The sequence below is a fragment of the Pseudomonas sp. SHLD1 genome (assembly GCF_028640935.1).
GTDB classification, from domain to species: domain Bacteria; phylum Pseudomonadota; class Gammaproteobacteria; order Pseudomonadales; family Pseudomonadaceae; genus Chryseomonas; species Chryseomonas aestiva.
This window is the reverse complement of sequence record NZ_JAQZAD010000035.1, coordinates 76594-101153: the sequence shown is the minus strand read 5'-3', so window position 1 is coordinate 101153 and position 24560 is coordinate 76594. Positions and strand designations below refer to the sequence as shown.

Sequence of the window (24560 nt, the reverse complement as noted above, 5' to 3'; positions counted from 1 at the left end):
GACCGAAGACGGCAGCGACCCTGGCCACCATCGAGGTTACCAACTTTCGCTACATGAGCTCAGGCCTGCGCTATTCGGTGGGAGTGATGGCGGGTAACGCCTGGATCAGCACCCAGGTGCGCTACCAGGACGCCACCTCAGGGGAAACGCTGGCGACCCGCACCTACGACACCTCGTCCAGCGCCTGGGAGGGTGTATTCTCGGCGATGACGTCCGATCAGATTAAGGCGCTGGCGACCACGATCATCGATGACGTGACCATCAATTCAAGCAGCAAACCACGGCGAAGCCCTCAGTAAGTGCCGCCTGCCCGCCCAGTGAGCCACCGACCGCTCGTCCAGGCTCACCGGCGGCGTTACCCATCACCACCCGAGAAGACTGTTTGAAACCGCTCCAGCTATGCCTCGCCCTGCTACTGACCGGCTGCAACCACTACAGCCCAGCCGGCTCCGTCTGCGAACCCAGTCCATTGAGCGGCGAGGACTGCAAGCACCGGCAGGCGGTCGGTGACCACCTGCTGGACAAGTATCGGGAATGGCAGCGTTACCAGTAGGCTGGCGCCTGCCAAAAGCTTGCCGAGACCGGAAGATGCGCCTGTGCCCTCCCCTGCTGCTCGTTCTGCTGCTGACCCTGGGTGGCTGCGCCGTGCAGCAACCGGCCCAGCCGACTGGTACGGGCGTCGACCTGAATCGCTCCCCCAGCTGGACCCTGCAGGCGCGGTTGCACAGCGCCCTCTATGGCTGCGAGTTGCTGGTGCTGCACGGCAACAATGCCCGTCTCGCGGGCGAACAGGCGCGTCTGGCGGACTTTCGTCAGCGGCTGAGCCGCTGCCAGACCCAGGCCGCTGACGAAGAAAAGCATGCCACGGGCCAGTTACCCACCGGTCAGGATCGACTGCTGCGCAATGCGCAGAAAGCCTATCTGGCCGCCTGGCAGGGCTATCTGGCCGGGCTCACCATCGATCATCCGGCCGACTTGCAGCAGAAGCAGTCTTATCTTAAGGCGCGATCAGCGCTGCTCGACGTGGCGGCAGAAGCACCCGGACATCCGCGCTGAGCCCTAGAAACGACCGGATAGCCAGCTGACCACCGGCAGCTGAAACGCAGGGGCAAAGCGTGCAATAGTAAGACATCGATACGGACGCGAGATCTTGCGCATGGAAACGCTCTCCCCCCTCTCCCAGGTGGCGGTCAAGGACCTGGAAACGGCCCAGACCCCCGCCCGCTTCTCCCCGGCCTTCATCGAGCGGCTGCTCTCGCGTTGCGAGACGCGCATCGACGAGATGGAAACCTGCCCCGACATGAGTGCGGATCTGCGCCTGATCCACATGCAGAACGTCGATCTGCTGGTGCGTACTGTGGTGGGCGAATGTCGCCACCGGGATCAGATCCGCCGTGTGCAGCGGATCCTGAACTTCTGCGAAGCGCACGCCGGCTGGTTGCAGCCGCAGCCGGCAGCGAGCAAGGGCGCCGCCTAGCGAGCGGCGCCGCCGGGCGGCGCTAGCCGGCCCGGCGCAGCAACAGCACCCCGGCCACGGCGCAGAGCAGCGCCGGTGCCAGCACCGCCAGCAGCGGCGAGAAGCCGAACACCAGGCTGGATGGCCCGAGCAGATCCTGGAAGATCCGCAGGGCGAAGCCGATGATCACCCCGGTGAAGATCCGCTGCCCCAAGGTCACCGAACGCAGCGGACCGAAGATGAAGGAGATCGCCATCAGCACCAGGGCGGCGGTCACCAGCGGCTGGAAGATCTTCGACCAGAACGCCAGCCAGTAGCTCTTGTTGCTCAGCCCCTGATCGGCCAGGTAGTGGATGTACCACCACAGCCCGGAAATCGACAGCGCATCCGGCTCCATGATCACGGTGTCGAGCACCTGCGGCGTCAGCTCGACGTTCCAGATCACCTTGGGCTCCTGGCGGATGCTGGTCTGGCGATTGCCGAAGTCGGTGATGCTGACGTTTTCCAGCTCCCAGTGATCGCCGCGATAGATGCCGCGCTGGGCGAAGCTGGATTGCAGCAGGTGGCGATTGTCGTCGAATTCGTAGCGCGTCACGCCCAGCAGCAGGCCATTGGGCTGCACCGCGTTGACATGGGTGTACTCGTGACCCTGACGATGCCAGAGGCCATGGCGCGAGCTCTGCGCCTTGCCGGCGCTCTGCGCCAGGGCCCGGCCGCTCTGGGCCAGGTTTTCCGACCAGGGCGCCACGTACTCGCCAACCAGGATGCCGGCGATGAGCAGCACGAACATCGGCTTCATCACCGCCCAGACGATGCGCCCCAGCGAAACGCCGGCGGCGCGCATCACGATCAGCTCGCTGCTGCTGGCCAGGGTGCCCAGGCCGATCAGGCAGCCGATGAGCGCGGCCATGGGCAGCATCTCGTAGGCGCGCCGCGGCGAGGTCAAGAGGACGAATTTGAGCGCCTCGGCGACGCCGTAGTTGTCGTCGAAGTCGCCGAGCTGGTCGATGAAGGCGAACAGCAGGGCCAGACCGACGATCACGCCCAGCACCGCGAGGATGCTGACGAAAACGGTGCGCCCAATGTACCAGTCGAGCTTGTTCATGCCGCCACCTCCGGCTTGTGACCGCGCAGACGCGCCTTGAGCGGTTCCCAGAAGGCCAGCAGCAGGCCGAGCACCAGGAACAGCAGGTGCACGCCCCACAGGCCGATGGCCGGCGGCAGGCGGCCCTTGTCCAGTGCGCCGCGGGCGGCGATCAGCAGCGACAGGTAGGCCATGTACAGCAGGATCGCCGGCAGCAGCTTGAGGAAGCGGCCCTGGCGCGGATTGACCTTGGCCAGGGGCACGGCGATGAGGGTCACGATGAACACCAGGATCGGCAGCGACAGCCGCCATTGCAGTTCGCCGCGATACTGCAGCTCGTTGCTGCGCATGAGTTCGCCGGTGGTGACGGCGTCACGCTCGCTGATGTCCTCGCTGACCGCGGGCTTGGGCAGGAGCACGCCGTAGGTGTCGTACTGCACCGCGCGGTAGTCGGCCTGGCCGGGGACGCCATCGTAGCGGAAGCCGTTCTGCAGGATCAGGTAGCGACTGCCGTCCGGGTGGATTTCCTGCCGGCCGGTGTCGGCCACCAGCACGCCCACGCCACGGTCCTTGCCACCCACGGTGGAGGTGTTGCGTTCGGAAATGAAGACGCCGCCCAGTTGGCTGCGATCCGCCGACAGGCGCTCGGTGTAGGTCACCCGCGAGTTGTCCCGCAGCGACTGGAAGCGGCCCGGTTCGAGGGTGTCGAACTCGGTCATGGCGTCCTGCTGGTTGAGGATGGTGGTGACCTTCTGCACGCCCAGGGGCGCCAGCGACAGGCTCAGCCAGGCAACCACCAGGGCCACCAGCGCGGCGGGCGCCATGCTGTAGGCCAGCAGGCGGCGCGGACTCAGGCCGGTGGCGGTGAGCACGGTCATCTCGCTGTCCAGGTACAGCCGGCCATAGGCCAGCAGGAAGCCGAGAAAGAGCCCCAGCGGCAGGATCAGCTGCAGGAAGCCGGGGATGCGGTAGGCCATGATGAGCAGCAGCACACCCGGATCCAGCAGGCCCTGGGCCGCCTGGGCCAGGTACTTGATGAAGCGGCCGCTCATGATGATCACCAGCAGCACGGCACTGACCGCACCGAGGGTGGTGAGAACTTCTCGAGACAGATAGCGGAAGACGATCAAACAGGATTCTCCAGGGTTGTCAGGCTCTGGCGCGAACGCTCACACTAGCTCGGCTGCATGGCTTGCGTTGCAAGGCCCACCCGTTGAAGGCCGATCGCCGGGAAAGGCCCTGGCGAAAGCCCCGCATTATATCCTGCGAACTCATGTGTTTGTCTTGGGGAGCTTCTCCTAATGGAATTCGTCGTCAAAAACGCTCGTCCGGAAACCCTGAAAACCGCCACGCTGGTCGTGGCCGTCGGTGAAGGCGGTGCGCTCGACGCAGCGGCCAGCGCCGTGGACGCTGCCACTTCCGGCGCCCTGAGCGCGGCCGTCAAGCGCGGCGACATCGCCGGCAAGGCCGGCCAGACCCTGCTGCTGACCAACCTGCCCGGCCTCAAGGCCGAGCGCGTGCTGCTGGTGGGTAGCGGCGCCAGCGAAGGACTGTCCGACCGCCAGTACCGCAAACTGGCCAGCGGCGCCCTGGGCGTGCTCAAGAGCCTGGGCGGCAGCGACGCCGCCATCGCCCTGGGCGACGTGCCGGTCAAGAATCGCGATGGTTATGCCCGCCTGCGCCTGCTGGCCGAGACCCTGGCCGATGGCGACTACGTCTTCGATCGCTTCAAGAGCAAGAAGGCCGAGCCGCGGCCGCTGAAGAAGCTGACCCTGGTCACCACCAAGGCCTCCCAGCCGGAGGCCGAGCGGGCCCTGGCCCATGCCCTGGCGATCACCCATGGCACCGCCTACGCCAAGGACTTCGGCAACCTGCCGCCGAACGTCTGCAACCCGGTCTATGTGGCCGATCAGGCCAAGGCCCTGGGCAAGCAGTTCAAGGACGCCGGACTCTCCGTCGAGGTGCTCGACGAGAAGAAGATGCGCGAACTGGGCATGGGCTCCTTCCTCGCCGTGGCCCAGGGCAGCGCCCAGCCGCCGCGCCTGGTGGTGCTGCAGTACCGGGGTGGCGCCAAGAATGCCCAGCCCTACACCCTGGTCGGCAAGGGCATCACCTTCGACACCGGCGGCATCAGCATCAAGCCGAGCGCCGGCATGGACGAGATGAAGTACGACATGTGCGGCGCCGCCAGCGTCCTGGGCACCTTCCGCGCCCTCATGGAGCTCAAGCCGGCGATCAACGTGGTGGGCCTGCTGGCCCTGGCCGAGAACATGCCCAGCGGCACCGCCACCCGTCCGGGTGACATCGTCACCAGCATGAGCGGCCAGACCATCGAGATCCTCAACACCGACGCCGAAGGCCGCCTGGTGCTGTGCGACACCCTCACCTACGCCGAACGCTTCCAGCCCAAGGCGGTGATCGACATCGCCACCCTGACTGGCGCCTGCATCACCGCGCTGGGTTCGCTGGTCTCGGGCCTGATGGGCAACGACGATGCCCTGATCGACCAGGTCAAGCAGGCCGGTGATCGCGCCGACGACCGCGTCTGGCAACTGCCGCTGCACGACGAGTACCAGGAGCAGCTGGACAGCCCCTTCGCCGACATGGCCAACATCGGCGGCCCCAAGGCCGGCACCATCACCGCCGGCTGCTTCCTGGCGCGCTACGCCAAGGCCTATCCCTGGGTGCACCTGGACGTGGCCGGTACCGCCTGGATCAGCGGCGGCAAGGACAAGGCCGCCACCGGTCGTCCGGTCCCGCTGCTGGTGCAGTACCTGCTCGACCGCACCGCCGAGGCCTAAGCACCTGCTCAAAGTCTGCTGCGCGTCGGCCAAACGGCGTTGAAAAGACCTTCGGAATGCTCATTTACGTTTTGTAAACTCCGCTTCCTCAGGTCTTTTCGCCTTGTTTGGCTCTAGCTCGCGAGACTTTGAACACGCGCTAACGCCTATAGAGGCCGCGACGCCCCTACGTCGCGGCCTTGCCGCCTCCCTCCCCTTCTTCGTGATCCGCAATGACCCGTGTCGACTTCTATGTTCTGCCTTCCACCGATCCCGCGGCGCGGCTGGCCTTTGCCTGCCGGCTGGTGGACAAGGCCTGGAAGCAGGGCATGCCGGTCTATGTGCATTGTGCCGACGCCGAACAGCGCCAGCGTCTGGATGACCAGCTGTGGGCCTTCCGCCCGGACAGCTTCGTTCCTCACGATCTTGCGGAAACATCCGGCGATAGTCCGGTAGTGCTCGGCCTGACCACGCCCGCCGAGCTGAGGGGTGAGCTGCTGATCAACCTCAGCCTGGCCCCGCCGCCCTGCCATGCGGGTTTCGCCCGGATCGCCGAAGTGGTCGTCGAAGCCCCCGAAGTCCGCCAGGCGATGCGCGAAGGTTTTCGCTTCTACCGCAAGCTTGGCTATGCTCTACAGGACCATCAGCTGTCACGTGTCTGATTTCATGACCAGCACCAAGCCTCCCGCGCACGTCCTGCAAGACCTCGAAGCCATCCGCCAGGTGCTCGACAAGAGCCGTAACACGGTCCAGCCGAGCAGCGCCGATGGCATCCCCATCCTCTCCGACGTCATCGCGCCCAGCGCCGAGCGGCTCAAGGCCATTCCGCCGCTGCTCGACCAGATCGTGCCGGACGTCATCGAGGAGGTGACGCCCAGCGCGCCGCACGAAGACCTGGCCCAGGTGCGCCTGCGCCAGGAAGCACCGGCCATTCTCCAGGAGCTGCTCGACGAGCAGTTGCCGCGCCTGGAAGCCGAATTGCAGCGGCGTCTGCAGCGGCGCCTGGAAGAACTGCTGCAGCGTCCCTGAGCGCGGGGCGCCAAGGCGCCCTGCCGTCGGCGGGCCGGAGTCGCTATACTCGGAGGCTTTCCTCTTCCAGCGACAAAAGCCCCCTCCATGGACAAGACCTACCAGCCGCACGCCATCGAAACCTCCTGGTACCAGACCTGGGAACGCCAGGGCCATTTCGCGCCCCAGGGGTCGGGCGAGCCCTACACCATCATGATCCCGCCGCCGAACGTGACCGGCAGTCTGCACATGGGCCATGGCTTCAACAACGCCATCATGGACGCCCTGATCCGCTTCCGTCGCATGCAGGGTCGCAACACCCTCTGGCAGCCGGGCACGGACCACGCCGGCATCGCCACCCAGATGCTGGTGGAACGTCGCATCGGCGCCGAGGGCCTGTCGCGTCATGACCTGGGCCGGGAGAAATTCCTGGAGAAGGTCTGGGAATGGAAGAACGAATCCGGCGGCAACATCAGCCGGCAGATCCGCCGCCTGGGCTCCTCGGTGGACTGGTCGCGCGAGCGCTTCACCATGGACGAGGGCCTCTCCGAGGCGGTCAAGGAAGCCTTCGTGCGCCTGCACGAGGACGGCCTGATCTATCGCGGCAAGCGCCTGGTCAACTGGGATACCAAGCTGCACACCGCCATTTCCGACCTGGAAGTGGAAAGTCATGACGAGAAGGGTCACCTCTGGCACCTGCGCTATCCGCTGGCCGATGGCGCCCGCACCGCCGAGGGCATGGACCACCTGGTGGTCGCCACCACCCGCCCCGAGACCCTGCTGGGCGACGCGGCCGTAGCCGTGCACCCGGAAGACCCGCGCTACAAGGACCTGATCGGCCAGTACGTCGAGCTGCCCCTGGTGGGCCGTCGCATTCCCATCGTCGGCGACGACTACTGCGACCCCGAATTCGGCACCGGCTGCGTCAAGATCACCCCGGCCCACGACTTCAACGACTATGAAGTCGGCAAGCGACACAACCTGCCGCTGATCAACATCTTCGATGCCGACGCGGCCGTCCTTCCCGGCGCCCAGGTGTTCAACCTGGACGGCAGCGTCAACGGCATGTTCGACGCCACCCTGCCCGCCGCCTACGCCGGCCTGGACCGCTTCGAGGCGCGCAAGCGCATCGTCGCCGACCTGGAGGCCGCCGGCCGCCTGGAAAAGATCGACGACCACGCCCTCAAGGTGCCCAAGGGCGATCGCTCCGGCACCGTGATCGAGCCCTGGCTGACCGACCAGTGGTACGTTTCCACCAAGCCCCTGGCCGAGAAGGCCATCGCCGTGGTCGAGAGCGGCGAGGTGCAATTCGTGCCCAAGCAGTACGAGAACATGTACTTCAGCTGGATGCGCGACATCCAGGACTGGTGCATCAGCCGCCAGCTCTGGTGGGGCCACCGCATTCCCGCCTGGTACGACCAGGCCGGCAACGTCTACGTCGGTCGCGACGAGGCCGAGGTACGCGCCAAGCACAACCTGGGTGACATCGCCCTGCGCCAGGACGACGATGTCCTGGACACCTGGTTCAGCTCCGGCCTGTGGACCTTCTCCACCCTGGGCTGGCCCGAGCAGACAGAGGCGCTGAAAACCTTCCACCCCACCGACGTGCTGGTCACCGGCTTCGACATCATCTTCTTCTGGGTCGCCCGGATGATCATGCTGTCCACCCACTTGACCGGGCAGATCCCGTTCAAGACCGTCTACGTCCATGGTCTGGTGCGCGATGGCCAGGGCCAGAAGATGTCCAAGTCCAAAGGCAACGTGCTCGACCCGCTGGACATCGTCGACGGCATCGACCTGGATACCCTGCTGGAGAAGCGCACCAGCGGCCTGATGCAGCCCAAGCTGGCCGAGAAGATCGCCAAGCAGACCCGCGCCGAATTCCCGGACGGCATCGCCAGCTACGGCACCGACGCCCTGAGATTCACCTTCTGCTCCCTGGCCACCACCGGTCGCGACATCAAGTTCGACATGGGGCGCGTCGAGGGCTATCGCAACTTCTGCAACAAGCTGTGGAACGCGGCGAACTTCGTCATGGAGAACGTCGAGGGCCAGGACACCGGCGTCAACGACGAAGCCGTCGAGCTGTCCTCGGTGGACCGCTGGATCATCTCCCAGCTGCAACGCACCGAGGCCGAGGTGACCCGCCAGCTCGACGCCTTCCGCTTCGACCTGGCCACCCAGGCGCTCTACGAATTCGTCTGGGACGAGTACTGCGCCTGGTACCTGGAACTGGTCAAGCCGGTACTGTGGGACGAGAACGCCTCCCTCGAGCGTCAGCGCGGCACTCGCCGTACCCTGGCGCGGGTGCTGGAAGTGGTGCTGCGCCTGGCGCATCCCTTCATGCCCTTCATCACCGAGGAGATCTGGCAGCGCCTCAAGGCGCCGGCCGGTGTCCAGGGCGAGACCCTGATGCTGCAACCCTGGCCGGTGGCCAACGAGGCGCGCATCGACGTCGCCGCCGAAGGCGACATCGAGTGGGTCAAGGCGCTGATGCTGGGCGTACGCCAGATCCGTGGCGAGATGAAGATCTCCATGGCCAAGCGCATCGACATCATCGTCGCCAATGCCAGTGCCGAGGACCAGCGCCGCCTGGCCGACTTCGAGCCGCTGCTGAACAAGCTGGCCAAGCTGGAATCGGTCCGCGTACTGGCCACCGGCGAGGAAGCGCCGATGTCCGCCACCACCCTGGTGGGCGAGATGGAAGTACTGGTGCCCATGGCCGGCCTGATCGACAAGGACGCCGAACTTACGCGCCTGGACAAGGAGATCGGCCGCCTGGAAGGCGAGGTCAAGCGCGTCGGCGGCAAGCTGGCCAACGAAGGTTTCGTCGCCAAGGCCCCGGCCGAGGTCCTGGAGAAGGAGCGCGCCAAACTGGCCGAGGCCGAACAGGCCCTGGCCAAGCTGGTGGACCAGCGGCAGCGCATCGCGACGCTGTAACGCAAACGCCGCAGTCGGATACGACTGCGGCGTTTTCCCTTATGCAGGTCGGTCAGCCGTCACCCCACTGCCTGGGAAGCCGACAACGAGGTAGCGAGTTGGAAGCCCCTGCCGATCCATGCCAGACTGACTCGAATCTCCTCTGCCAAGGTCAGGACTTTGGAACGCGACGTTATTCTGGCCAAGCTTCGCCTCAGCAAGCCCTATCTGGCCGCGCGCTACGGGCTGGTTTCACTCGCCCTGTTCGGCTCGGCTTCGCGAGGAATGGCCAGAGCCGACAGTGACATCGACATCCTGGTCGACTTCGACGGACCGGCCACCTCGGAGCGTTACTTCGGCGTGCAGTTCCACCTCGAAGATCAGCTGGGGCATCCCGTCGATCTGGTTACTGAAAAAGCGCTACGCGGCGAGTTACGTCCGCTGGTGGAGCGAGATGCCATACATGTCTGAGGAGCGCCTCTGGACCTTCTATATAGAGGACATGATCGACTTCACCGAGAAGGCCATCACCTATTGCGCGGGCTTGAGCAGGACTACCTTCGTGGCCAATACCCTGGTCTATGATGCGACGCTGCGCAATCTCGAGTTGATCGGCGAGGCGGCGACACGCATCCCAGCGCCAGTGCGCGAGGGATACCCGGACATTCCCTGGCGCCAGGTCATAGCGACGCGCAATCGACTGATCCATGGTTACCTGGGTATCGACGACGACATCCTCTGGAGCATCATCCGGGACGATCTGCCCAGGCTGCTGGATCAGCTTGGCGCCTTGAGAGACGCTAACTAAGCGTGACTTCGGCCGGACGAAAGACACGCTTTTTCTCGAGTCTCGGATCTTCTTCCAACTGTTTTGAAATCAACGCTTAGCGCTCATCAGGATCAATGACATGGACGTGAGCAAGACCAAGACCAGCTTCTATCGCCGACTCTATGTGGCCTGGCTGGTGGCCAGCGGCACCGCCACCAGCGTACCGGCCCTGATGACCGCCACCGGTATGCCGCGGCGTACCGCCCAGGACACCCTGCTGGCCCTGGCCGATCTGGATATCGACTGCCAGTTCGTGCAGGGCGAAGGCGCCCGCAACAACGCCGGCGGCTACGAGATCCGCGACTGGGGCGCGGTGGATCCACGCTGGGTAGAGCGTGAATTGCCGCGGATCAAGACGGTCCTGGGCTATCCCTGACACCTAGAAATCCAGCACCTGTACCACGTCATAGGCCGGCGTCTCATAGGGATGCGCGGCCTTGAGCGCCGCCACAGCCTGGCGGGCGATCAGCTCGTCAGCCAGCACCAGTTCCACCCGCCATTCCGCCACGCGTTCGAGACTGCCCTGCTCGCCCAGGTGCGGCTGGCTGCCTGGCAACGGGCGGAACTGGCCGAGGCCCTGGACCTGCCAGCAGCAGCTGTCGTAGCGGCCGATGCGACCGCCGCCCGTGGCGAAGATCGCCTGCTTGACGGCTTCAAGGTGAGAGTCGGGGACGTAGAAACACAGTTTGAGCATCGAGAACTCCGGGGACGCTGGACGACCCCCTCAGCTTAAGCCCTTCCCAGAAAGACGAAACCCGCGCCTGGGCGCGGGTTTCGTCAGAGCGGCAAGCCGGCGGACCTAGTCCACCCAGACCCGCGCATTGCGGAACAGGCGCATCCAGCCGCCGTCCTCGCCCTGCCAGTCGGCCGGGATCCAGGAGTTCTGCACGGCGCGGAAGCAGCGCTCGGGGTGCGGCATCATCAAGAGCACGCGACCGTCCTGACTGGACAGACCGGTGATGCCCAGCGGCGAGCCGTTGGGGTTGGCCGGATAGGTCTCGGTGACCTTGCTGTGACCATCGACATAGCGCAGCGCCACGGTGCCGGAGACGTCAGCGGCGACCAGCGCCTGCTGGTTCGGGTACTCGGCGAAGCCTTCGCCGTGGGCGATGGCGATGGGCAGTCGCGACCCGGCCATGCCGGCGAGGAACAGCGAGGGCGAATCCTGCACCTGGACCATGGCCACCCGCGCCTCGAACTGCTCGGAGCGGTTGCGCACGAAGCGCGGCCAGAATTCGCTGCCGGGCACCAGTTCGCGCAGGTTGGCGACCATCTGGCAGCCGTTGCACACGCCCAGGGTAAAGGTGTCGGTGCGCTCGAAGAACTGCTGGAAGCCGTCACGGGCACGGGCGTTGAACAGGATGGACTTGGCCCAGCCACCGCCGGCGCCGAGGACGTCGCCATAGGAGAAGCCGCCACAGGCCACCACGCCCTTGAAGTCCGCCAGGTCGATGCGCCCGGAGAGGATGTCGCTCATGTGCACGTCGATGGCGGCGAAGCCGGCGCGATCGAAGGCCGCGCCCATCTCCACCTGACCGTTGACGCCCTGCTCGCGCAGGATGGCAACCTGCGGCCGCACGCCCTTCTTGATGTAGGGGGCGCAGATGTCTTCATTGGGATCAAAGGCCAGTTTGGCCGACAGACCCGGATGATCCTCTTCCAGCAGGGCATCGAATTCCTGCTGGGCGCACTCGGCGTTGTCGCGCAGGCGCTGGATCTGGAAGCTGGTCTCGCTCCAGACGCGCTGCAGCATGCGCCGCTCGGCCCGGTAGAGGTGCTCGTCGTGGTAGTGGATGTTGATCTCGTAGCCGTTGACCGGGTTGCCGATCACCGCCACGCAGTCTTCCAGACCGGCCGCGCTGAACTGGGCCAACACCTCGTGGGTGAAGTCCTGGGGCACCTGGATGACCGCGCCCAGTTCTTCGGCGAACAGCGCGCGGGTCAGCTCGTCACGGTCGGCGGCCAGGGCGTCCAGGCGCAGGGCCAGGCCGCAGTGACCGGCGAAGGCCATTTCCACCACGGTGGTGATGAGGCCACCGTCGGAACGGTCGTGGTAGGCCAGCAGCAGGCCGTCCTGGTTGAGACCCTGGATCACCGCGAAGAAGGCCTTGAGGTCTTCGGCCTGGTCGACGTCGGGGGCCTGCCGGCCGAGCTTGCCATGGGTCTGGGCGAGGATGGAGCCGCCCAGGCGATTCTGGCCGCGACCCAGGTCGATGAGGATCAGGTCGGTCTGGCCCTTGTCCAGGCGCAGCTGGGGGGTCAGGGTGCGGCGGATGTCCTGCACCGGGGCGAAGCCGGTGATCACCAGCGACAGCGGCGCGGTGACGCTCTTGTCTTCGCCGCCGTCCTGCCAGCGGGTCTTCATGGACATGGAGTCCTTGCCGACCGGGATGGTAATGCCCAGCTGCGGGCACAGCTCCATGCCCACCGCCTTGACGGTCTCATAGAGGCGCGCGTCTTCGCCCGGGTGGCCGGCAGCGGCCATCCAGTTGGCGGACAGCTTGATGTCGCCGAGCTTCTCGATGCGTGCGGCGGCCAGGTTGGTGATGGTCTCGCCGATGGCCATGCGGCCCGAGGCGGGCGCGTCGAGCAGCGCCAGCGGGGTGCGTTCACCCATGGCCATGGCTTCGCCGGTGTGGACGTCGAAGCTGGTGGCGGTCACGGCGCAGTCGGCCACCGGCACCTGCCAGGGGCCGACCATCTGGTCGCGGGCGACCAGGCCGGTGATGGTGCGGTCGCCGATGGTGATCAGGAAGCTCTTGCTGGCCACGGCCGGGTGGCGCAGGACGCGCTCCACCGACTCGGTCAGGTCCAGGCCGGCGCCGTCGAAGGCGTCGCCCAGTTCGGCTTCCCGGGTCGCGCTGCGGTGCATGCGCGGCGGCTTGCCGAGCAGGACGTCCAGCGGCATGTCCACGGCGTGGTTGCCGAAGTGGCTGTCGGCCACGGTCAGCTGGCGCTCCTCGGTGGCTTCGCCGACCACGGCGAAGGGGCAACGCTCGCGTTCGCAGATGGCCTTGAAGGTCTCGAAGTTCTCGGCGTCCACGGAGAGCACGTAGCGCTCCTGGGACTCGTTGCACCAGATCTCCAGCGGACTCATGCCCGGCTCGTCGTTGGGCACGTTGCGCAATTCGAAACGACCGCCGCGACCGGCATCGTTGACCAGCTCGGGGAAGGCGTTGGACAGGCCGCCCGCACCCACGTCGTGGATGAAGGTGATGGGGTTGTTTTCACCCAGCTGCCAGCAGCGGTCGATGACCTCCTGGCAGCGACGCTCCATTTCCGGGTTCTCGCGCTGCACCGAGGCGAAATCCAGGTCGGCGGAGCTGGCGCCGGTGGACATGGACGAGGCCGCGCCGCCGCCCAGGCCGATCAGCATGGCCGGACCGCCCAGCACGATGAGCTTGCCACCCACCGAGATGTCGCCCTTCTGCACGTGGTCGGCGCGGATGTTGCCCAGGCCGCCGGCGAGCATGATCGGCTTGTGGTAGCCACGCACCTCGGGACCGCGGGGGGTCTGGACCTGCTGTTCGAAGGTGCGGAAGTAGCCGGCCAGGGCCGGGCGACCGAATTCGTTGTTGAAGGCGGCGCCACCCAGCGGGCCTTCGATCATGATGTCCAGGGGGGTGACGATGCGCTCGGGCTTGCCGTAGGGCTGCTCCCAGGGCTGCTCGAAACCGGGGATGTTCAGGTTGGAGACGGTGAAGCCGGTCAGGCCCGCCTTGGGCTTGGAGCCGCGGCCGGTGGCGCCTTCGTCGCGGATCTCGCCGCCGGAGCCGGTGGAGGCGCCGGGGAAGGGGGCAATGGCGGTCGGGTGGTTGTGGGTCTCCACCTTCATCAGGATGTGCACGGGCTGGCTGTGCGCCCCGTACTCGCGGGACTCGGCGTCGGGGTAGAAGCGCCCGGCGGTGAAGCCTTCCATGACCGCGGCGTTGTCCTTGTAGGCGGACAGCACGCCGGTGCGGTTCATCTCGTAGGTGTTCTTGATCATGCCGAACAGCGACTTCTCCTGGCTCTCGCCGTCGAGGTCCCAGCTGGCATTGAAGATCTTGTGCCGGCAGTGCTCGGAGTTGGCCTGGGCGAACATCATGAGTTCGATGTCATGGGGGTTGCGCCCCAGGGCGGTGAAGCTCTTGACCAGGTAGTCGATCTCGTCATCGGCCAGGGCCAGGCCCAGCTCGAGATTGGCCTGCTCCAGCGCGGCGTGACCACCGCCGAGCACGTCCACCGCGGTGAGCGGCCTGGGCGTGGCATGGCTGAAGATGTCGGCAGCGGCGTCCAGGGCCGGCAGCACGCGCTGGGTCATGCGGTCATGCAGGGCCGCGGCCAGCTGCGCGTGGGCGGCGGCGTCCAGTTCGCCGGCGACATGGTAGGCCACGCCGCGCTCCAGGCGCTCGATCTGCGCGAGGCCACAGTTGTGGGCGATGTCGGTGGCCTTGCTCGACCAGGGCGAGATCGTGCCCAGGCGGGGCACGATGAGGAACAGTGCGCCGCTGGGTTCCTGCTGGGGGACGCTGGGGCCGTATTGCAGCAGTCGGCCGAGGATGCCCTCTTCCTCCGCGCTCAGGGTGCCGGCGACTTCGGCGAAATGAACGAACTCGGCATAGAGCCCGGAGACACCGGGAACCAGGCGAGTCAGCTGGTCGAGAAGTTTGCCGTGACGGAACGAAGAAAGAGCGGGAGCGCCGCGCAGGATCAGCATCGGGGACAGCCTCGGGGCCAAGTCACTTTGGGGCCGTGCATTCTAGCCTAAAGGCGCGCCGGGGACACCTTCCGGCGACGAGGGTTCATGCAGCCTTACCACCACCCCTGTATGTATAAAATGGGCGCTGTGCCACTTCTCGCGTATACTGCCCGCCGTTACGGCCTGCCGCGCCCCATGGACGCGGCTCCCCATTGGGCTCAGGATAGAGCCTTTGGCCGGACCGGTGGCGCGGAGCGCCCCGACCATAACGAGTGCCCGGAGGGGCCACCGATGAGGCGCGTCAGCAAGGCGCCAGTGCCGTTTTGATGCCGTATGGCCGAGCTAGCCCATTTGAATAGAGCCTTCAAGCGATTCGCCTGGCTTACCCTGCCCTTCCTCGCCTTGCTCATGAGCTGCGGGGAGGCCGACGTGCCTGCGCCGCCCAAGCCGACCGCGCTGGAGCAGGTGCAGCAGGCGGGTGTGCTGCGCGTGGTGACGCGCAACAGTCCGGCGACCTACTTCCAGGACCGCAACGGCGAGACCGGTTTCGAATACGAACTGGTCAAGGGCTTCGCCGAATCGCTCAAGGTGCGCCTGGAAATCAGCACCGCCGACAACCTCGACGACCTCTTCAATCGCCTGACCGCGCCGGACGGCCCGGTGATCGCCGCGGCCGGCCTCACGCCTTCGATCAATCGCCAGAATCTGAAATTTTCCCGCAGCTATCTGGACGTGGTGCCCCAGGTCATCTACCGCAACGGCACCGTCCGCCCCAGCACGCCCAAGGATCTGGTCGGCAAGCGCATCCTGGTGCTCAAGGGCAGCAGCCAGGCGCAGCAGCTCAGGGCGTTGCAGGCTCAGGTAGCGGGACTCACCTTCGACGAGTCCGATCAGGTGGAGGTCAGCGACCTGTTGCGCATGGTCGACGAAGGCCAGATCGACCTGACCCTGGTGGATTCCAACGAACTGGCCATGAACCAGGTGTACTTCCCCAACGTGCGGGTGGCCTTCGACCTGGGCGACAACCAGGGCCAGGCCTGGGCGCTGCAACCCGGCGCGGACGACAGCCTGCTCGATGCGGTCAACACCTACCTCGACAAGGTCCGCCGCGACGGCACCCTGCAGCAGCTCAAGGAGCGCTACTACGGTCACGTCGACGTCCTTGGCTATGTGGGCGCCTACACCTTCGCCCAGCACCTGCAAGAACGCCTGCCCAAGTACGAGAAGCACTTCCGCAAGGTGGCGCAGAAGCATCAGTTGGACTGGCGCCTGCTTGCTGCCATGGGCTACCAGGAGTCGCTGTGGACCCCGGACGCCACCTCCAAGACCGGGGTGCGCGGCCTGATGATGCTGACCAACAACACGGCCCAGGCCATGGGCGTCGCCAACCGCCTGGATCCGGAGCAGAGCATCACCGGTGGCGCCAAGTATTTCGACCAGATCCGCGACGAGTTGCCCGACAGCATCCACGAACCGGATCGCACCTGGTTCGCCCTGGCCACCTACAACATCGGCATCGCCCACATCCTCGACGCCCGCCGCCTGGCCGAATCCCAGGGCCTGGACCCGGATCGCTGGCTGGACGTGAAGAAGATGCTGCCGCGCCTGGCGCAGAAGCAGTGGTACAGCAAGACCCGCTACGGCTACGCCCGCGGCGGCGAAACGGTGGAGTTCGTGCAGAACGTGCGCCGTTATTACGACATCCTCACCTGGACCACCCAGCCGCAGATGGAAGGCCAGCAACTGGCCAAGACCGGCCTGCACGTCCCCGCCATCGCCGACGACCGCCCCGCCCGGGAAACGCCCCAGGACATGTGAGGCACGGTGCGCTCGATACCCGTAGCGTGGAAAACCGCGGCAGCGTTTTCCACTGGCGCCCCGGCATCCGCCCGCGTGGACAAGGCTGCGCCGTTGTCCACCCTACCTAACCAAGTCCCTCTTCAGGACGTAGGTTGGGTTGAGACAGCTTTACCGCCGAAGCCCAACATGGCGGGCTCGACCTGGTCACCGTTGGGCTTCGCTGCGCTCAACCCAACCTGCGAAAAGCGCTATGCCTTCGGCTTCTGGATCAACTTGTCCACGGCGCGGGCCGCGGCGACCATGCCGAAGGTGGCGGTGACCATCATCACCGCGCCGAAGCCACCGGCGCAGTCCAGGCGGACCCCCTCGCCGACGAAACTCTTCTGCTGGCAGACGCTGCCGTCCGGCTTTGGATAGCGCAGCTGCTCGGTGGAAAAGACGCAGGGCACGCTGTAGTGGCGACTGGGATTGCGCGAGAAGCCGTAGTCGCGGCGCAGCAGCGAGCGCACCCGCGAGGCCAGGGGGTCGTTGTAGGTGCGATTGAGGTCCACCACCTGGATCTGGGTGGGATCGATCTGACCGCCGGCGCCGCCGGTGGTGACGATGGCGATCTTGCGCCTCTTGCACCAGGCGATCAGCGCCGCCTTGGAGGCCACGCTGTCGATGCAGTCCAGCACCAGGTCGAGTTCTTCGGTGATGTAGTCGGCCATGGTCTCGCGGGTGACGAAGTCCGCCACCGCCTTGACCACGCAGGCCGGATTGATGGCCTGGATGCGCTCGGCCATCACCGTGACCTTGGGCCGCCCCACCTGCCCTTCCAGCGCATGTACCTGGCGATTGGTGTTGCTGACGCAGACGTCGTCCAGATCGAACAGACTGATGCGACCGACACCGCTGCGCGCCAGGGCCTCGGCGGCCCAGGAACCCACGCCACCGATGCCGACCACGGCGACGTGACTGGCGGCCAGGCGCTCGACGGCCTCCTGCCCATAGAGCCGGGCGATCCCGCCGAAGCGTTGTTCATCGAACGTCATGAAGGCTTTCCACAAAAGCCACAGTATAGGTTTTCCTTTACCATACCGCTCCCCCTGAACCCTAGCTGCCTCCCGGGACCCGCCATGACCACCGCCCTCACCCCCACCCTGGAACTCGCCTGCGACCTGATCGGCCGGGCTTCGGTCACGCCGCTGGACGAAGGCTGCCAGGCCCTGATGATGCAGCGCCTGGAGCGCCTGGGCTTCGCCCTCGAACCCCTGCGCATCGAAGAGGTGGACAACTTCTGGGCGCGCCGTGGCGGCGACGGTCCGGTGCTGTGCTTCGCCGGTCACACCGACGTGGTGCCCACCGGCCCGCTGGAGGCCTGGCAGCAGGCCCCCTTCAATGCCCACGTGGATGCCGACGGCATGCTGCGCGGCCGGGGCGCCGCCGACATGAAGGGCAGCCTGGCAAGCATGATCATCGCCGTGGAGCGCTTCGTCGCCGGCCATCCCGACCACCGTGGCGCCATCGCCTTCCTGATTACCAGCGACGAGGAAGGCCCGGCCCTGCACGGCACTCGCGCCGTGGTGGAGCGCCTGCGCGCGCGCGGCGAGCGCCTGGACTGGTGCATCGTCGGCGAACCCTCCAGCACCCGGTTGCTGGGGGACGTGGTCAAGAACGGTCGCCGTGGCTCGCTCAACGGCCGCCTGACCGTGCGTGGCAAGCAGGGTCATGTGGCCTATCCGCACCTCGCACGCAATCCCATCCATTTGGCGGCCCAGGCCCTGGCGGATCTCGCCGCCGAGCAGTGGGACGATGGCAACGCCTTCTTCCCGCCCACCAGCTTCCAGATCTCCAACCTCAATTCCGGCACCGGTGCCGGCAATGTGGTGCCGGGCGAACTGCAGGCGCTGTTCAACTTCCGTTTCTCCACCGAATCCACCGTGGAAGGCCTGCAGGCCCGCGTAGAGGCCATTCTTGATCGCCACGGCCTGGACTGGCACATCGACTGGTCGCTGTCCGGCCTGCCCTTCCTCACCGAGCCGGGCGACCTGCTCGACGCCGTCTCGGCCAGCGTGGACGCGGTCACCGGCTATCGCCCCGAAGCCTCCACCAGTGGCGGCACCTCGGATGGTCGCTTCATCGCCACCCTGGGCGCCCAGGTGGTGGAACTGGGTCCGGTCAACGCCACCATTCACCAGGTGGACGAGCACGTCCTGGCCAGCGACCTGGATCTGCTGACCGAGGTGTACTACGGCACCCTGGTACGGTTGCTGGCATGAAGCTGATCTGTCCGCTCTGCCAGGCCCCGCTGGCCGAACTCGAGGGTGGCGTCGGTTGCGCCGCCGGCCATCGTTTCGACCGTGCCCGCCAGGGCTATCTGAATCTCCTGCCGGTGCAACACAAGAAGAGCCTGGACCCGGGCGACAACGCCGCCATGGTCGAGGCACGCCGACGCTTTCTCGATGCCGGTCACTATGCGCCCCTGGCCGAGCGCCTGGCGCACCTGGCCGCCGAACGCGCGCCCCAGCGCTGGATCGACGTGGGCTGTGGCGAAGGCTTCTATACCGCGCGCCTGGCCCAGGCCCTGCCCGCAGCCGACGGCTATGCCCTGGACATTTCCCGCGAGGCGGTGCGCCGCGCCTGCCGGCGTACCCCGGCCCTGACCTGGCTGGTGGCGAGCATGGCGCGCCTGCCGCTGCCAGACGCCAGTTGCCAGTTGCTGGCCAGCGTCTTCAGCCCTATCGACTGGAGCGAAGCCCAGCGCGTGCTGGCACCCGGCGGCGGCATCCTGCGCCTGGGGCCGGCCAGCGCCCACCTGCTGGAGCTGCGCCAGCGACTCTATGACGAGGTGCGCGACTATGCCGAGGACAAGCACCTGCAGGATCTGCCACCGGGCCTGGAACTGGCCCACAGCGAGGGGCTCGAATTCGTGCTGCCGCTGGCCGAGCGCCAGACCCGCGAAGACCTGCTGGCCATGACGCCCCACGGCTGGCGCGTCAACGCCGAGCGCCGCGAGCGGGTCCTGGCCGAGCCCTTCGAAATGCGGGTGGCAGTACGTTACGATTGGATCATCAAATCCGGAGCCTAAGCCCCATGCGCCAGCCCGATATCGAAATCTACCTCAAGGACGTCGATCAGGACGCCGTCTCGGCCTGGCTCGAACAGGTGTTCGCCATGCCCTGCATCTGGCAGGCGCGCGGACAGACCTTCAAATGCACCCTGCGCTATGGCGGCGAGTCGATTCCGGTGACCTGGCTGCCGAAGGCGGTCGGCAAGTGGCACAGCCTGCTGCTGGAAAGCGATGTGTCGCCCTGGGTGGATGACCTGGCCTGCGCCCGCGATGCCTATGCAGCCCTGCAGGTACAGGTGCGCTGCGCCCCGAGCGGCTGGAGCGAGGAAGAAGAGGAAGAAGCCGCCGATCGCTGGCTGAAGGTGACGGACGCGGGCGTCGAAGAGATCGTCTGGCGCACCGAGTGAACTGAAGGCGCGAGGAGCCTTGCGCTCCTCGCGCCACGGATCTAGACCTGGGCGACGTCTTCGGCCTGGAGGCCCTTCTGGCCCTCGATCACCGAAAATTCCACCTGCTGGCCTTCGTTCAGGGAACGATGACCTTCGCCGCGGATGGCGCGGTAGTGAACGAACACGTCGGCACCGCCCTCGCGTTGAATGAATCCATATCCCTTGGCGTCATTGAACCACTTGACGGTCCCGGTTTCGCGTTGCTCACCCATCACATCTCTCCGAAGCTTTCTGGATTTCCTATCCCCGCTCGCCACAAGCTGGGCGCTCGGGTTGCCTTGTTGTATCGGTACAGATCGAGCATCGAACCGGTTGCCGGGTTGGCGTCGCGGTCCGACCAGCGGCAGGAAGCTGCCGACGTCTTATAAAGCATGGCTTCCCTGGCAAAAGCAACGTTCTTTACGCAAAGTGCCATCACGGCTGGAAGCCGCGCCAACGCCGGGTTTTCGACGATTTGAGCGGCATTTTTTCGACAGCGGGGACAAGCCGCCGACTGCCGGGTCGAAGAGAGAACGACACGGGCGGTTTTACGCCCGCCAGGCCATCCGGCACACTGCCGCCTCGTCAATCCGGTAGCCCTCCATGACCCGTTCGCCGCTGCGCCTGCTGGCCTTCTCGCTGCTCAAGCGCCTGCTCTATCTCTGGGTCCGCTCCGAGACCACCCAGGCGGCCAGCCTGCTCAGCCGCATCGATCCCGCCAAGCCGGTGCTCTATGTCCTGCCCGAGGCCTCGTTGAGCGATCTGGCGGTGCTCGACCGGGAATGCCGCAAGGCCGGCCTGCCGCGACCGCTACGCCCGCTGGTGCTGGGGAGCAAGACCGAACCGCTGGCCTACTTCAACGCCACCGGCAAGGCGAACTGGCGCGGGCGCCCCGCCCGGCGCTCGGTACCTCCTACCCTGCGCCGGGTGGTGGCCACGGTGACCGAGCAGCAGCTGGAAGACGTCCAGCTGGTACCGGTCAGCGTCTTCTGGGGCCAGTCGCCGGATCGCGAGACCAGTCCCTGGAAACTGCTCTGGGCGGACAACTGGGTGGTGACCGGACGGCTGCGCAAGCTGGCGCGCATCCTGGTGCTGGGCCGGCTGACCCGGGTGCAATTCTCCAAGCCGCTGTCGCTGGGCGAACTGGCCAGCCAGCGTCCCGACCCGCAACGCCTGGAGCGCCTGGTGATGCGGCGGCTGCGCATCCACTTCCGCAACGTGCGCCAGGCGGTGATCGGCCCGGACCTCTCGCACCGCCGTACCCTGCTGCGCGGCCTGCTCCGCGCGCCCCAGGTGCGGGCGACCATCGCCCATGAGATCGCCCAGCGCAAGGCCACCCCCGGGCGCATCGAAGACGAGGCGGCGCACTATGCGCGCGAGATCGCCTCGGACTTCTCCTATCCGGTGGTGCGCTGCCTGGACGTCGGCCTGCGCTGGTTCTGGAACAGCATCTATGACGGCGTCACGGTCAGCCACATCGAGCGGATCCAGGAGATGGCGCCCGGTCATACGGTGGTCTACGTCCCCTGCCACCGCAGCCACATCGACTACCTGCTGCTGTCGTACCTGCTGTTCCAGAACGGCCTGACCCCGCCGCACATCGCCGCCGGCATCAACCTGGACATGCCGGTGGTGGGCAATATCCTGCGTCGCGGCGGGGCCTTCTTCATGAGGCGCAGCTTCAAGGGCAACGCCCTCTATGCGGCGGTGTTCAACGAATACCTGCACAGCCTGTTCAGCCGCGGCTTCTCCACTGAGTACTTCGTCGAGGGCGGTCGCTCGCGCACCGGACGGACCCTGCAGCCGCGCACCGGCATGCTGGCCATGACCCTGCGCAGCTTCCTCCGCGATTCGCGGCGCCCTATCGTCTTCGTACCGGTGTACATCGGCTACGAGAAGGTCTTCGAGGGGCGCACCTACCTGGGCGAGTTGCGCGGTGCGGCCAAGAAGAAGGAATCCATCTTCGACCTGGTCAAGGTCTTTGGCGCCCTGCGCCAGCGCTTCGGTCGGGTCTGGGTCAACTTCGGCGAGCCCATCCCGCTGCAGGGCTTCCTCGATGCCCGCCGCCCGGGCTGGCGCGACGAACCCCTCGACGAAGACCTGAAGCCCGCCTGGTTCAATTCGGTCACCCACGAACTGGGCGAGCGGGTGGTACGCCGCATCAATGCCGCGGCGGCCGTCACCCCGGTCAACCTGGTGGCCCTGGCGCTGCTCTCGACCCATCGTCAGGCCCTCGACGAAGGCGCCCTGGTACGCGCCATCGACCTCTATCTGGATCTGCTGAAGCGGGTGCCCTACTCCACCAGCGTCACCCTGCCCGAGGGCGACGGCCAGGCGATCATCGAAGAGGTGCGCGCCCTGGGTTTCCTCTCCGAGCAGCAGGACGCCCTGGGGCGCATCCTCTACCTGGACGAGCAGAACGCGGTGCTGATGACCTACTATCGCAACAACGTCCTGCACCTCTTCGCCATCCCGGCGCTGATCGCCAGCTTCTTCCAGAACACCGGGCGCATGACCCGCGAGCTGATCCATAGATTCGCCCTGGCGCTCTATCCCTATCTGCAGGCCGAATTGTTCATCCACTGGGAGCGCGAGGAGCTGCCCCTGGTGCTGGACGGCTGGCTGGAAGCCATGGTGGAGCGCGGCCTGCTGCGTATCGAGGACGACGTCTTCGTGCGTGCGGCGCCCAGCTCGCGGCAATTCGTCCGCCTCACCCTGCTGGCGCGGGCCATCCTGCAGACCCTGCAGCGCTACTACATGACCACCGCACTGATCCTGAACCACGGCCAGAACAGCCTGACCGCGCCGCAGCTGGAAGAACTCTGCACCGTGATGGCCCAGCGGCTGTCGGTGCTGCATGGCCTCAATGCGCCGGAATTCTTCGACAAGTCGCTGTTCCGCCACTTCATCCAGACGCTGCTGGCCGAGGGTGTGCTGCGCAAGGCCGACGATGGCACCCTGGGCCATCACGAATTGCTGGGCGAACTGGCCGAAGGCGCCGGCAAGCGGGTGCTGCCGGCGGAGATCCGCCTGTCGATTCGTCAGGTGGCGCTGGACCGCCCCGATGCGCCCGACCTGCCGGATCCCGAATCCCCTGCGGTCGCCGGCAACTAAGCTGGCGTCCATGGGTCACAGCAGTCGATTTCAGTCCCAGGATCTACCCATGAAGAGAATCGCCACCCTGCTCGCCACCTCGCTGCTGCTCAGCGCCTGTAGCGGGCTGCGCCCCGGCCCCGCGACGCCACCGCCGCCCGCCGGCCAGCCGCTGCCGCCCACCGAGCAGCCGCAGACCACCACTCCTGGCGTGCCGGCCCAGCCGAGCATGACCAGCCTCAGCGGCCAGGCCACCTTTACCGCCAACGAGCCGGTGCCGCCCACCGCCAAGCTCACCGTCAGCCTCTACAGCGCCAGTGCCGGCGACACCCCTGCCGGTCGCCTGGCCCAGCGCACCCTGTTCGTCAAGCAGCCCGGCCAGGTACCCTTCCGCCTCGACTACGCCCCGGCCAAGGTCAAGAGCGGCGAGCGCTACCTGCTCAGCGGCCGCATCCTGCTCGGCGGTCGCCCGCTGTACCTGACCCAGGAGCCGGTGACCGTGGATCTGAGCGGTGGTGGCGAAGTGGAGTTGCCGCTGCAGCCGGTGCGCTGAGGGCCGAAAGGCCCCGGGGTGGCGTGTTAGGATCAAGGCTCTCGACCTCCCGCTCCCAACGAGGTGCGCCTTGACTCCCCGCCTCGCCATCAAGCGCTATCAGGGCGAACACCAGCCCCATGCCCATGCCTTCGCGCAGCTGGTGCTGCCCATCCAGGGCGGCATGGAGCTGGAGCTCGACGGACGTAGCGGGACGCGGCTGCATACCGGTCTCGCGGCCCTGGTTGCGCCCGACTGCGGTCATGCCCAGCAATCGGAGCCAGGCAGCCGCTTTCTGGTGATCGACTGCGCGGCGGACTGGTTGCCTGCTCCGATCCTGGATCGAGCGCTACGGCAGCCGGGTATGGCGATTCCGCCCGCGACCCGCCAGCTGATCGCCTTTGCCGAGCTGACCTCGCCTGACACCCTCGACCAACACGCGCCCGAACTCACCCGTCTGCTGCTCGCGTCGCTTACCTCCGCCACCGCCGGCTCGGCCTTCGACCGCCTGCTGGCCCAGGTGGAGGCCCAGCCCGCCGGTGACTGGAACAATGCGGCCATGGCCCGCCTGGCGGGCCTGGGGCTGACCCGGCTGCACCTGCTGTTCCACCAGCGTTTCGCCCAGACGCCCCAGGCCTGGCTCACCGACCTGCGGCTGCGCCAGGCACAACGCTGGCTCGGCGACAGCCGCCTGCCCATCGCCGACATCGCCCTGCGTGTCGGCTTTTCCGACCAGGCCGCTCTGACCCGCGCCATGACCCGCCGCCTGGGCATCAGTCCGGCGGCCTGGCGGCGCGGCCAGCGATTGCCCGGGTAACGCCGTCCAGGTAAGCAGTCCGGGTAAAAAGCCTTGCAGTCTCGCGCAAGACCGGTCCACGTCGCCGTCGCCACACTGGTG

General features: G+C 66.6%; 24 protein-coding genes. 18 read left to right on the top strand and 6 right to left on the bottom strand.

Translation table 11 applies throughout. The features are described 5' to 3' along the window. Positions 1-53 precede the first annotated feature (53 nt). The 4 genes from PVZ77_RS24100 to PVZ77_RS24085 all read left to right on the top strand — a co-directional run bounded on the left by PVZ77_RS24100 (position 54) and on the right by PVZ77_RS24085 (position 1477). Complete coding sequence (locus PVZ77_RS24100; protein ID WP_273808560.1) at positions 54-299, top strand: hypothetical protein; 246 nt, start codon at positions 54-56, stop codon at positions 297-299. 83 nt (positions 300-382) lie between these two features. After that, positions 383-553 (top strand): hypothetical protein, encoded by a 171-nt coding sequence (locus PVZ77_RS24095; RefSeq protein ID WP_273808558.1) that lies wholly within the window; start codon positions 383-385, stop codon positions 551-553. Between the two features lie 35 nt (positions 554-588). Then, positions 589-1056, top strand: coding sequence for a hypothetical protein (locus tag PVZ77_RS24090; RefSeq protein WP_273808557.1), 468 nt, complete (start codon positions 589-591; stop codon positions 1054-1056). A 100-nt stretch (positions 1057-1156) separates the two neighbouring features. Next, positions 1157-1477 carry a hypothetical protein gene (locus PVZ77_RS24085; RefSeq protein WP_273808556.1) on the top strand — a complete coding sequence of 107 codons (321 nt, stop codon included), beginning with the start codon at positions 1157-1159 and terminating at the stop codon, positions 1475-1477. A gap of 22 nt (positions 1478-1499) precedes the next feature. On the opposite strand, the gene lptG is transcribed toward PVZ77_RS24085, so the two are convergent. Beyond that, entirely contained in the window at positions 1500-2561 is a 1062-nt protein-coding gene (gene lptG / locus PVZ77_RS24080) for an LPS export ABC transporter permease LptG (RefSeq protein ID WP_133863132.1), read from the bottom strand. Then, positions 2558-3670, bottom strand: coding sequence for an LPS export ABC transporter permease LptF (lptF, locus tag PVZ77_RS24075; RefSeq protein WP_273808555.1), 1113 nt, complete (start codon positions 3668-3670; stop codon positions 2558-2560). Before lptF ends, lptG begins: the two co-directional genes overlap by 4 nt. A gap of 171 nt (positions 3671-3841) precedes the next feature. Between lptF and PVZ77_RS24070 the strand changes: the two genes are divergently transcribed. The 7 genes from PVZ77_RS24070 to PVZ77_RS24040 all read left to right on the top strand — a co-directional run bounded on the left by PVZ77_RS24070 (position 3842) and on the right by PVZ77_RS24040 (position 10452). Next, positions 3842-5341: a leucyl aminopeptidase gene (locus tag PVZ77_RS24070; RefSeq protein WP_273808554.1), complete on the top strand. Its 1500-nt coding sequence runs from the start codon at positions 3842-3844 to the stop codon at positions 5339-5341. A gap of 212 nt (positions 5342-5553) precedes the next feature. Beyond that, positions 5554-5982, top strand: a complete 429-nt coding sequence (locus tag PVZ77_RS24065) for a DNA polymerase III subunit chi (protein ID WP_273808553.1) — start codon at positions 5554-5556, stop codon at positions 5980-5982. A gap of 4 nt (positions 5983-5986) precedes the next feature. Then, a complete protein-coding gene (locus PVZ77_RS24060; protein WP_273808552.1) occupies positions 5987-6349 on the top strand; it encodes a hypothetical protein in 363 nt (120 codons plus the stop codon). Between the two features lie 87 nt (positions 6350-6436). Further along, positions 6437-9268: a valine--tRNA ligase gene (locus tag PVZ77_RS24055; RefSeq protein ID WP_273808551.1), complete on the top strand. Its 2832-nt coding sequence runs from the start codon at positions 6437-6439 to the stop codon at positions 9266-9268. A 159-nt stretch (positions 9269-9427) separates the two neighbouring features. Continuing rightward, positions 9428-9718 (top strand): nucleotidyltransferase family protein, encoded by a 291-nt coding sequence (locus PVZ77_RS24050; protein WP_273808550.1) that lies wholly within the window; start codon positions 9428-9430, stop codon positions 9716-9718. Then, positions 9702-10055 (top strand): HepT-like ribonuclease domain-containing protein, encoded by a 354-nt coding sequence (locus PVZ77_RS24045; protein WP_273808548.1) that lies wholly within the window; start codon positions 9702-9704, stop codon positions 10053-10055. The genes PVZ77_RS24050 and PVZ77_RS24045 overlap by 17 nt, the downstream gene beginning before the upstream one ends. Before the next feature lie 100 nt (positions 10056-10155). Further along, on the top strand, positions 10156-10452 hold the full coding sequence (locus PVZ77_RS24040; protein WP_208694269.1) for a winged helix-turn-helix domain-containing protein: 297 nt from the start codon (positions 10156-10158) through the stop codon (positions 10450-10452). 3 nt (positions 10453-10455) lie between these two features. Here the strand turns inward: PVZ77_RS24040 and PVZ77_RS24035 are convergent, their stop codons facing one another. Next, positions 10456-10770: a Nif3-like dinuclear metal center hexameric protein gene (locus tag PVZ77_RS24035; RefSeq protein ID WP_273808546.1), complete on the bottom strand. Its 315-nt coding sequence runs from the start codon at positions 10768-10770 to the stop codon at positions 10456-10458. 105 nt (positions 10771-10875) lie between these two features. Then, positions 10876-14775 (bottom strand): phosphoribosylformylglycinamidine synthase, encoded by a 3900-nt coding sequence (gene purL, locus PVZ77_RS24030; RefSeq protein WP_273808544.1) that lies wholly within the window; start codon positions 14773-14775, stop codon positions 10876-10878. Positions 14776-15090: 315 nt separating this feature from the next. Between purL and mltF the strand changes: the two genes are divergently transcribed. Next, positions 15091-16575, top strand: coding sequence for a membrane-bound lytic murein transglycosylase MltF (gene mltF, locus PVZ77_RS24025; RefSeq protein WP_273808543.1), 1485 nt, complete (start codon positions 15091-15093; stop codon positions 16573-16575). Between the two features lie 230 nt (positions 16576-16805). Here mltF and tcdA read toward each other — a convergent pair whose 3' ends face one another. Further along, positions 16806-17591 (bottom strand): tRNA cyclic N6-threonylcarbamoyladenosine(37) synthase TcdA, encoded by a 786-nt coding sequence (gene tcdA, locus PVZ77_RS24020; RefSeq protein WP_273808542.1) that lies wholly within the window; start codon positions 17589-17591, stop codon positions 16806-16808. 84 nt (positions 17592-17675) lie between these two features. Here tcdA and dapE point away from each other — a divergent pair, with 84 nt between their 5' ends. From dapE to PVZ77_RS24005, 3 genes are read left to right on the top strand one after another with little or no spacing between them, the layout of a single operon-like run. Next, positions 17676-18818, top strand: a complete 1143-nt coding sequence (dapE, locus tag PVZ77_RS24015) for a succinyl-diaminopimelate desuccinylase (RefSeq protein ID WP_273808540.1) — start codon at positions 17676-17678, stop codon at positions 18816-18818. Then, entirely contained in the window at positions 18815-19627 is an 813-nt protein-coding gene (locus PVZ77_RS24010; RefSeq protein ID WP_273808539.1) for a putative RNA methyltransferase, read from the top strand. The genes dapE and PVZ77_RS24010 overlap by 4 nt, the downstream gene beginning before the upstream one ends. A gap of 5 nt (positions 19628-19632) precedes the next feature. Then, a complete protein-coding gene (locus tag PVZ77_RS24005; protein ID WP_273808538.1) occupies positions 19633-20016 on the top strand; it encodes a hypothetical protein in 384 nt (127 codons plus the stop codon). Positions 20017-20057: 41 nt separating this feature from the next. On the opposite strand, the gene PVZ77_RS24000 is transcribed toward PVZ77_RS24005, so the two are convergent. After that, positions 20058-20270: a cold-shock protein gene (locus PVZ77_RS24000; protein WP_133862934.1), complete on the bottom strand. Its 213-nt coding sequence runs from the start codon at positions 20268-20270 to the stop codon at positions 20058-20060. Positions 20271-20640: 370 nt separating this feature from the next. On the opposite strand from PVZ77_RS24000, the gene plsB reads away from it, so the two are divergent. The 3 genes from plsB (at position 20641) to PVZ77_RS23985 (ending at position 24479) form a co-directional block, all read left to right on the top strand. After that, entirely contained in the window at positions 20641-23151 is a 2511-nt protein-coding gene (gene plsB, locus PVZ77_RS23995) for a glycerol-3-phosphate 1-O-acyltransferase PlsB (protein WP_273808535.1), read from the top strand. 49 nt (positions 23152-23200) lie between these two features. Further along, complete coding sequence (locus PVZ77_RS23990; RefSeq protein ID WP_273808534.1) at positions 23201-23683, top strand: YbaY family lipoprotein; 483 nt, start codon at positions 23201-23203, stop codon at positions 23681-23683. Positions 23684-23753: 70 nt separating this feature from the next. Continuing rightward, on the top strand, positions 23754-24479 hold the full coding sequence (locus PVZ77_RS23985; RefSeq protein WP_273808533.1) for an AraC family transcriptional regulator: 726 nt from the start codon (positions 23754-23756) through the stop codon (positions 24477-24479). Positions 24480-24560 lie beyond the last annotated feature (81 nt).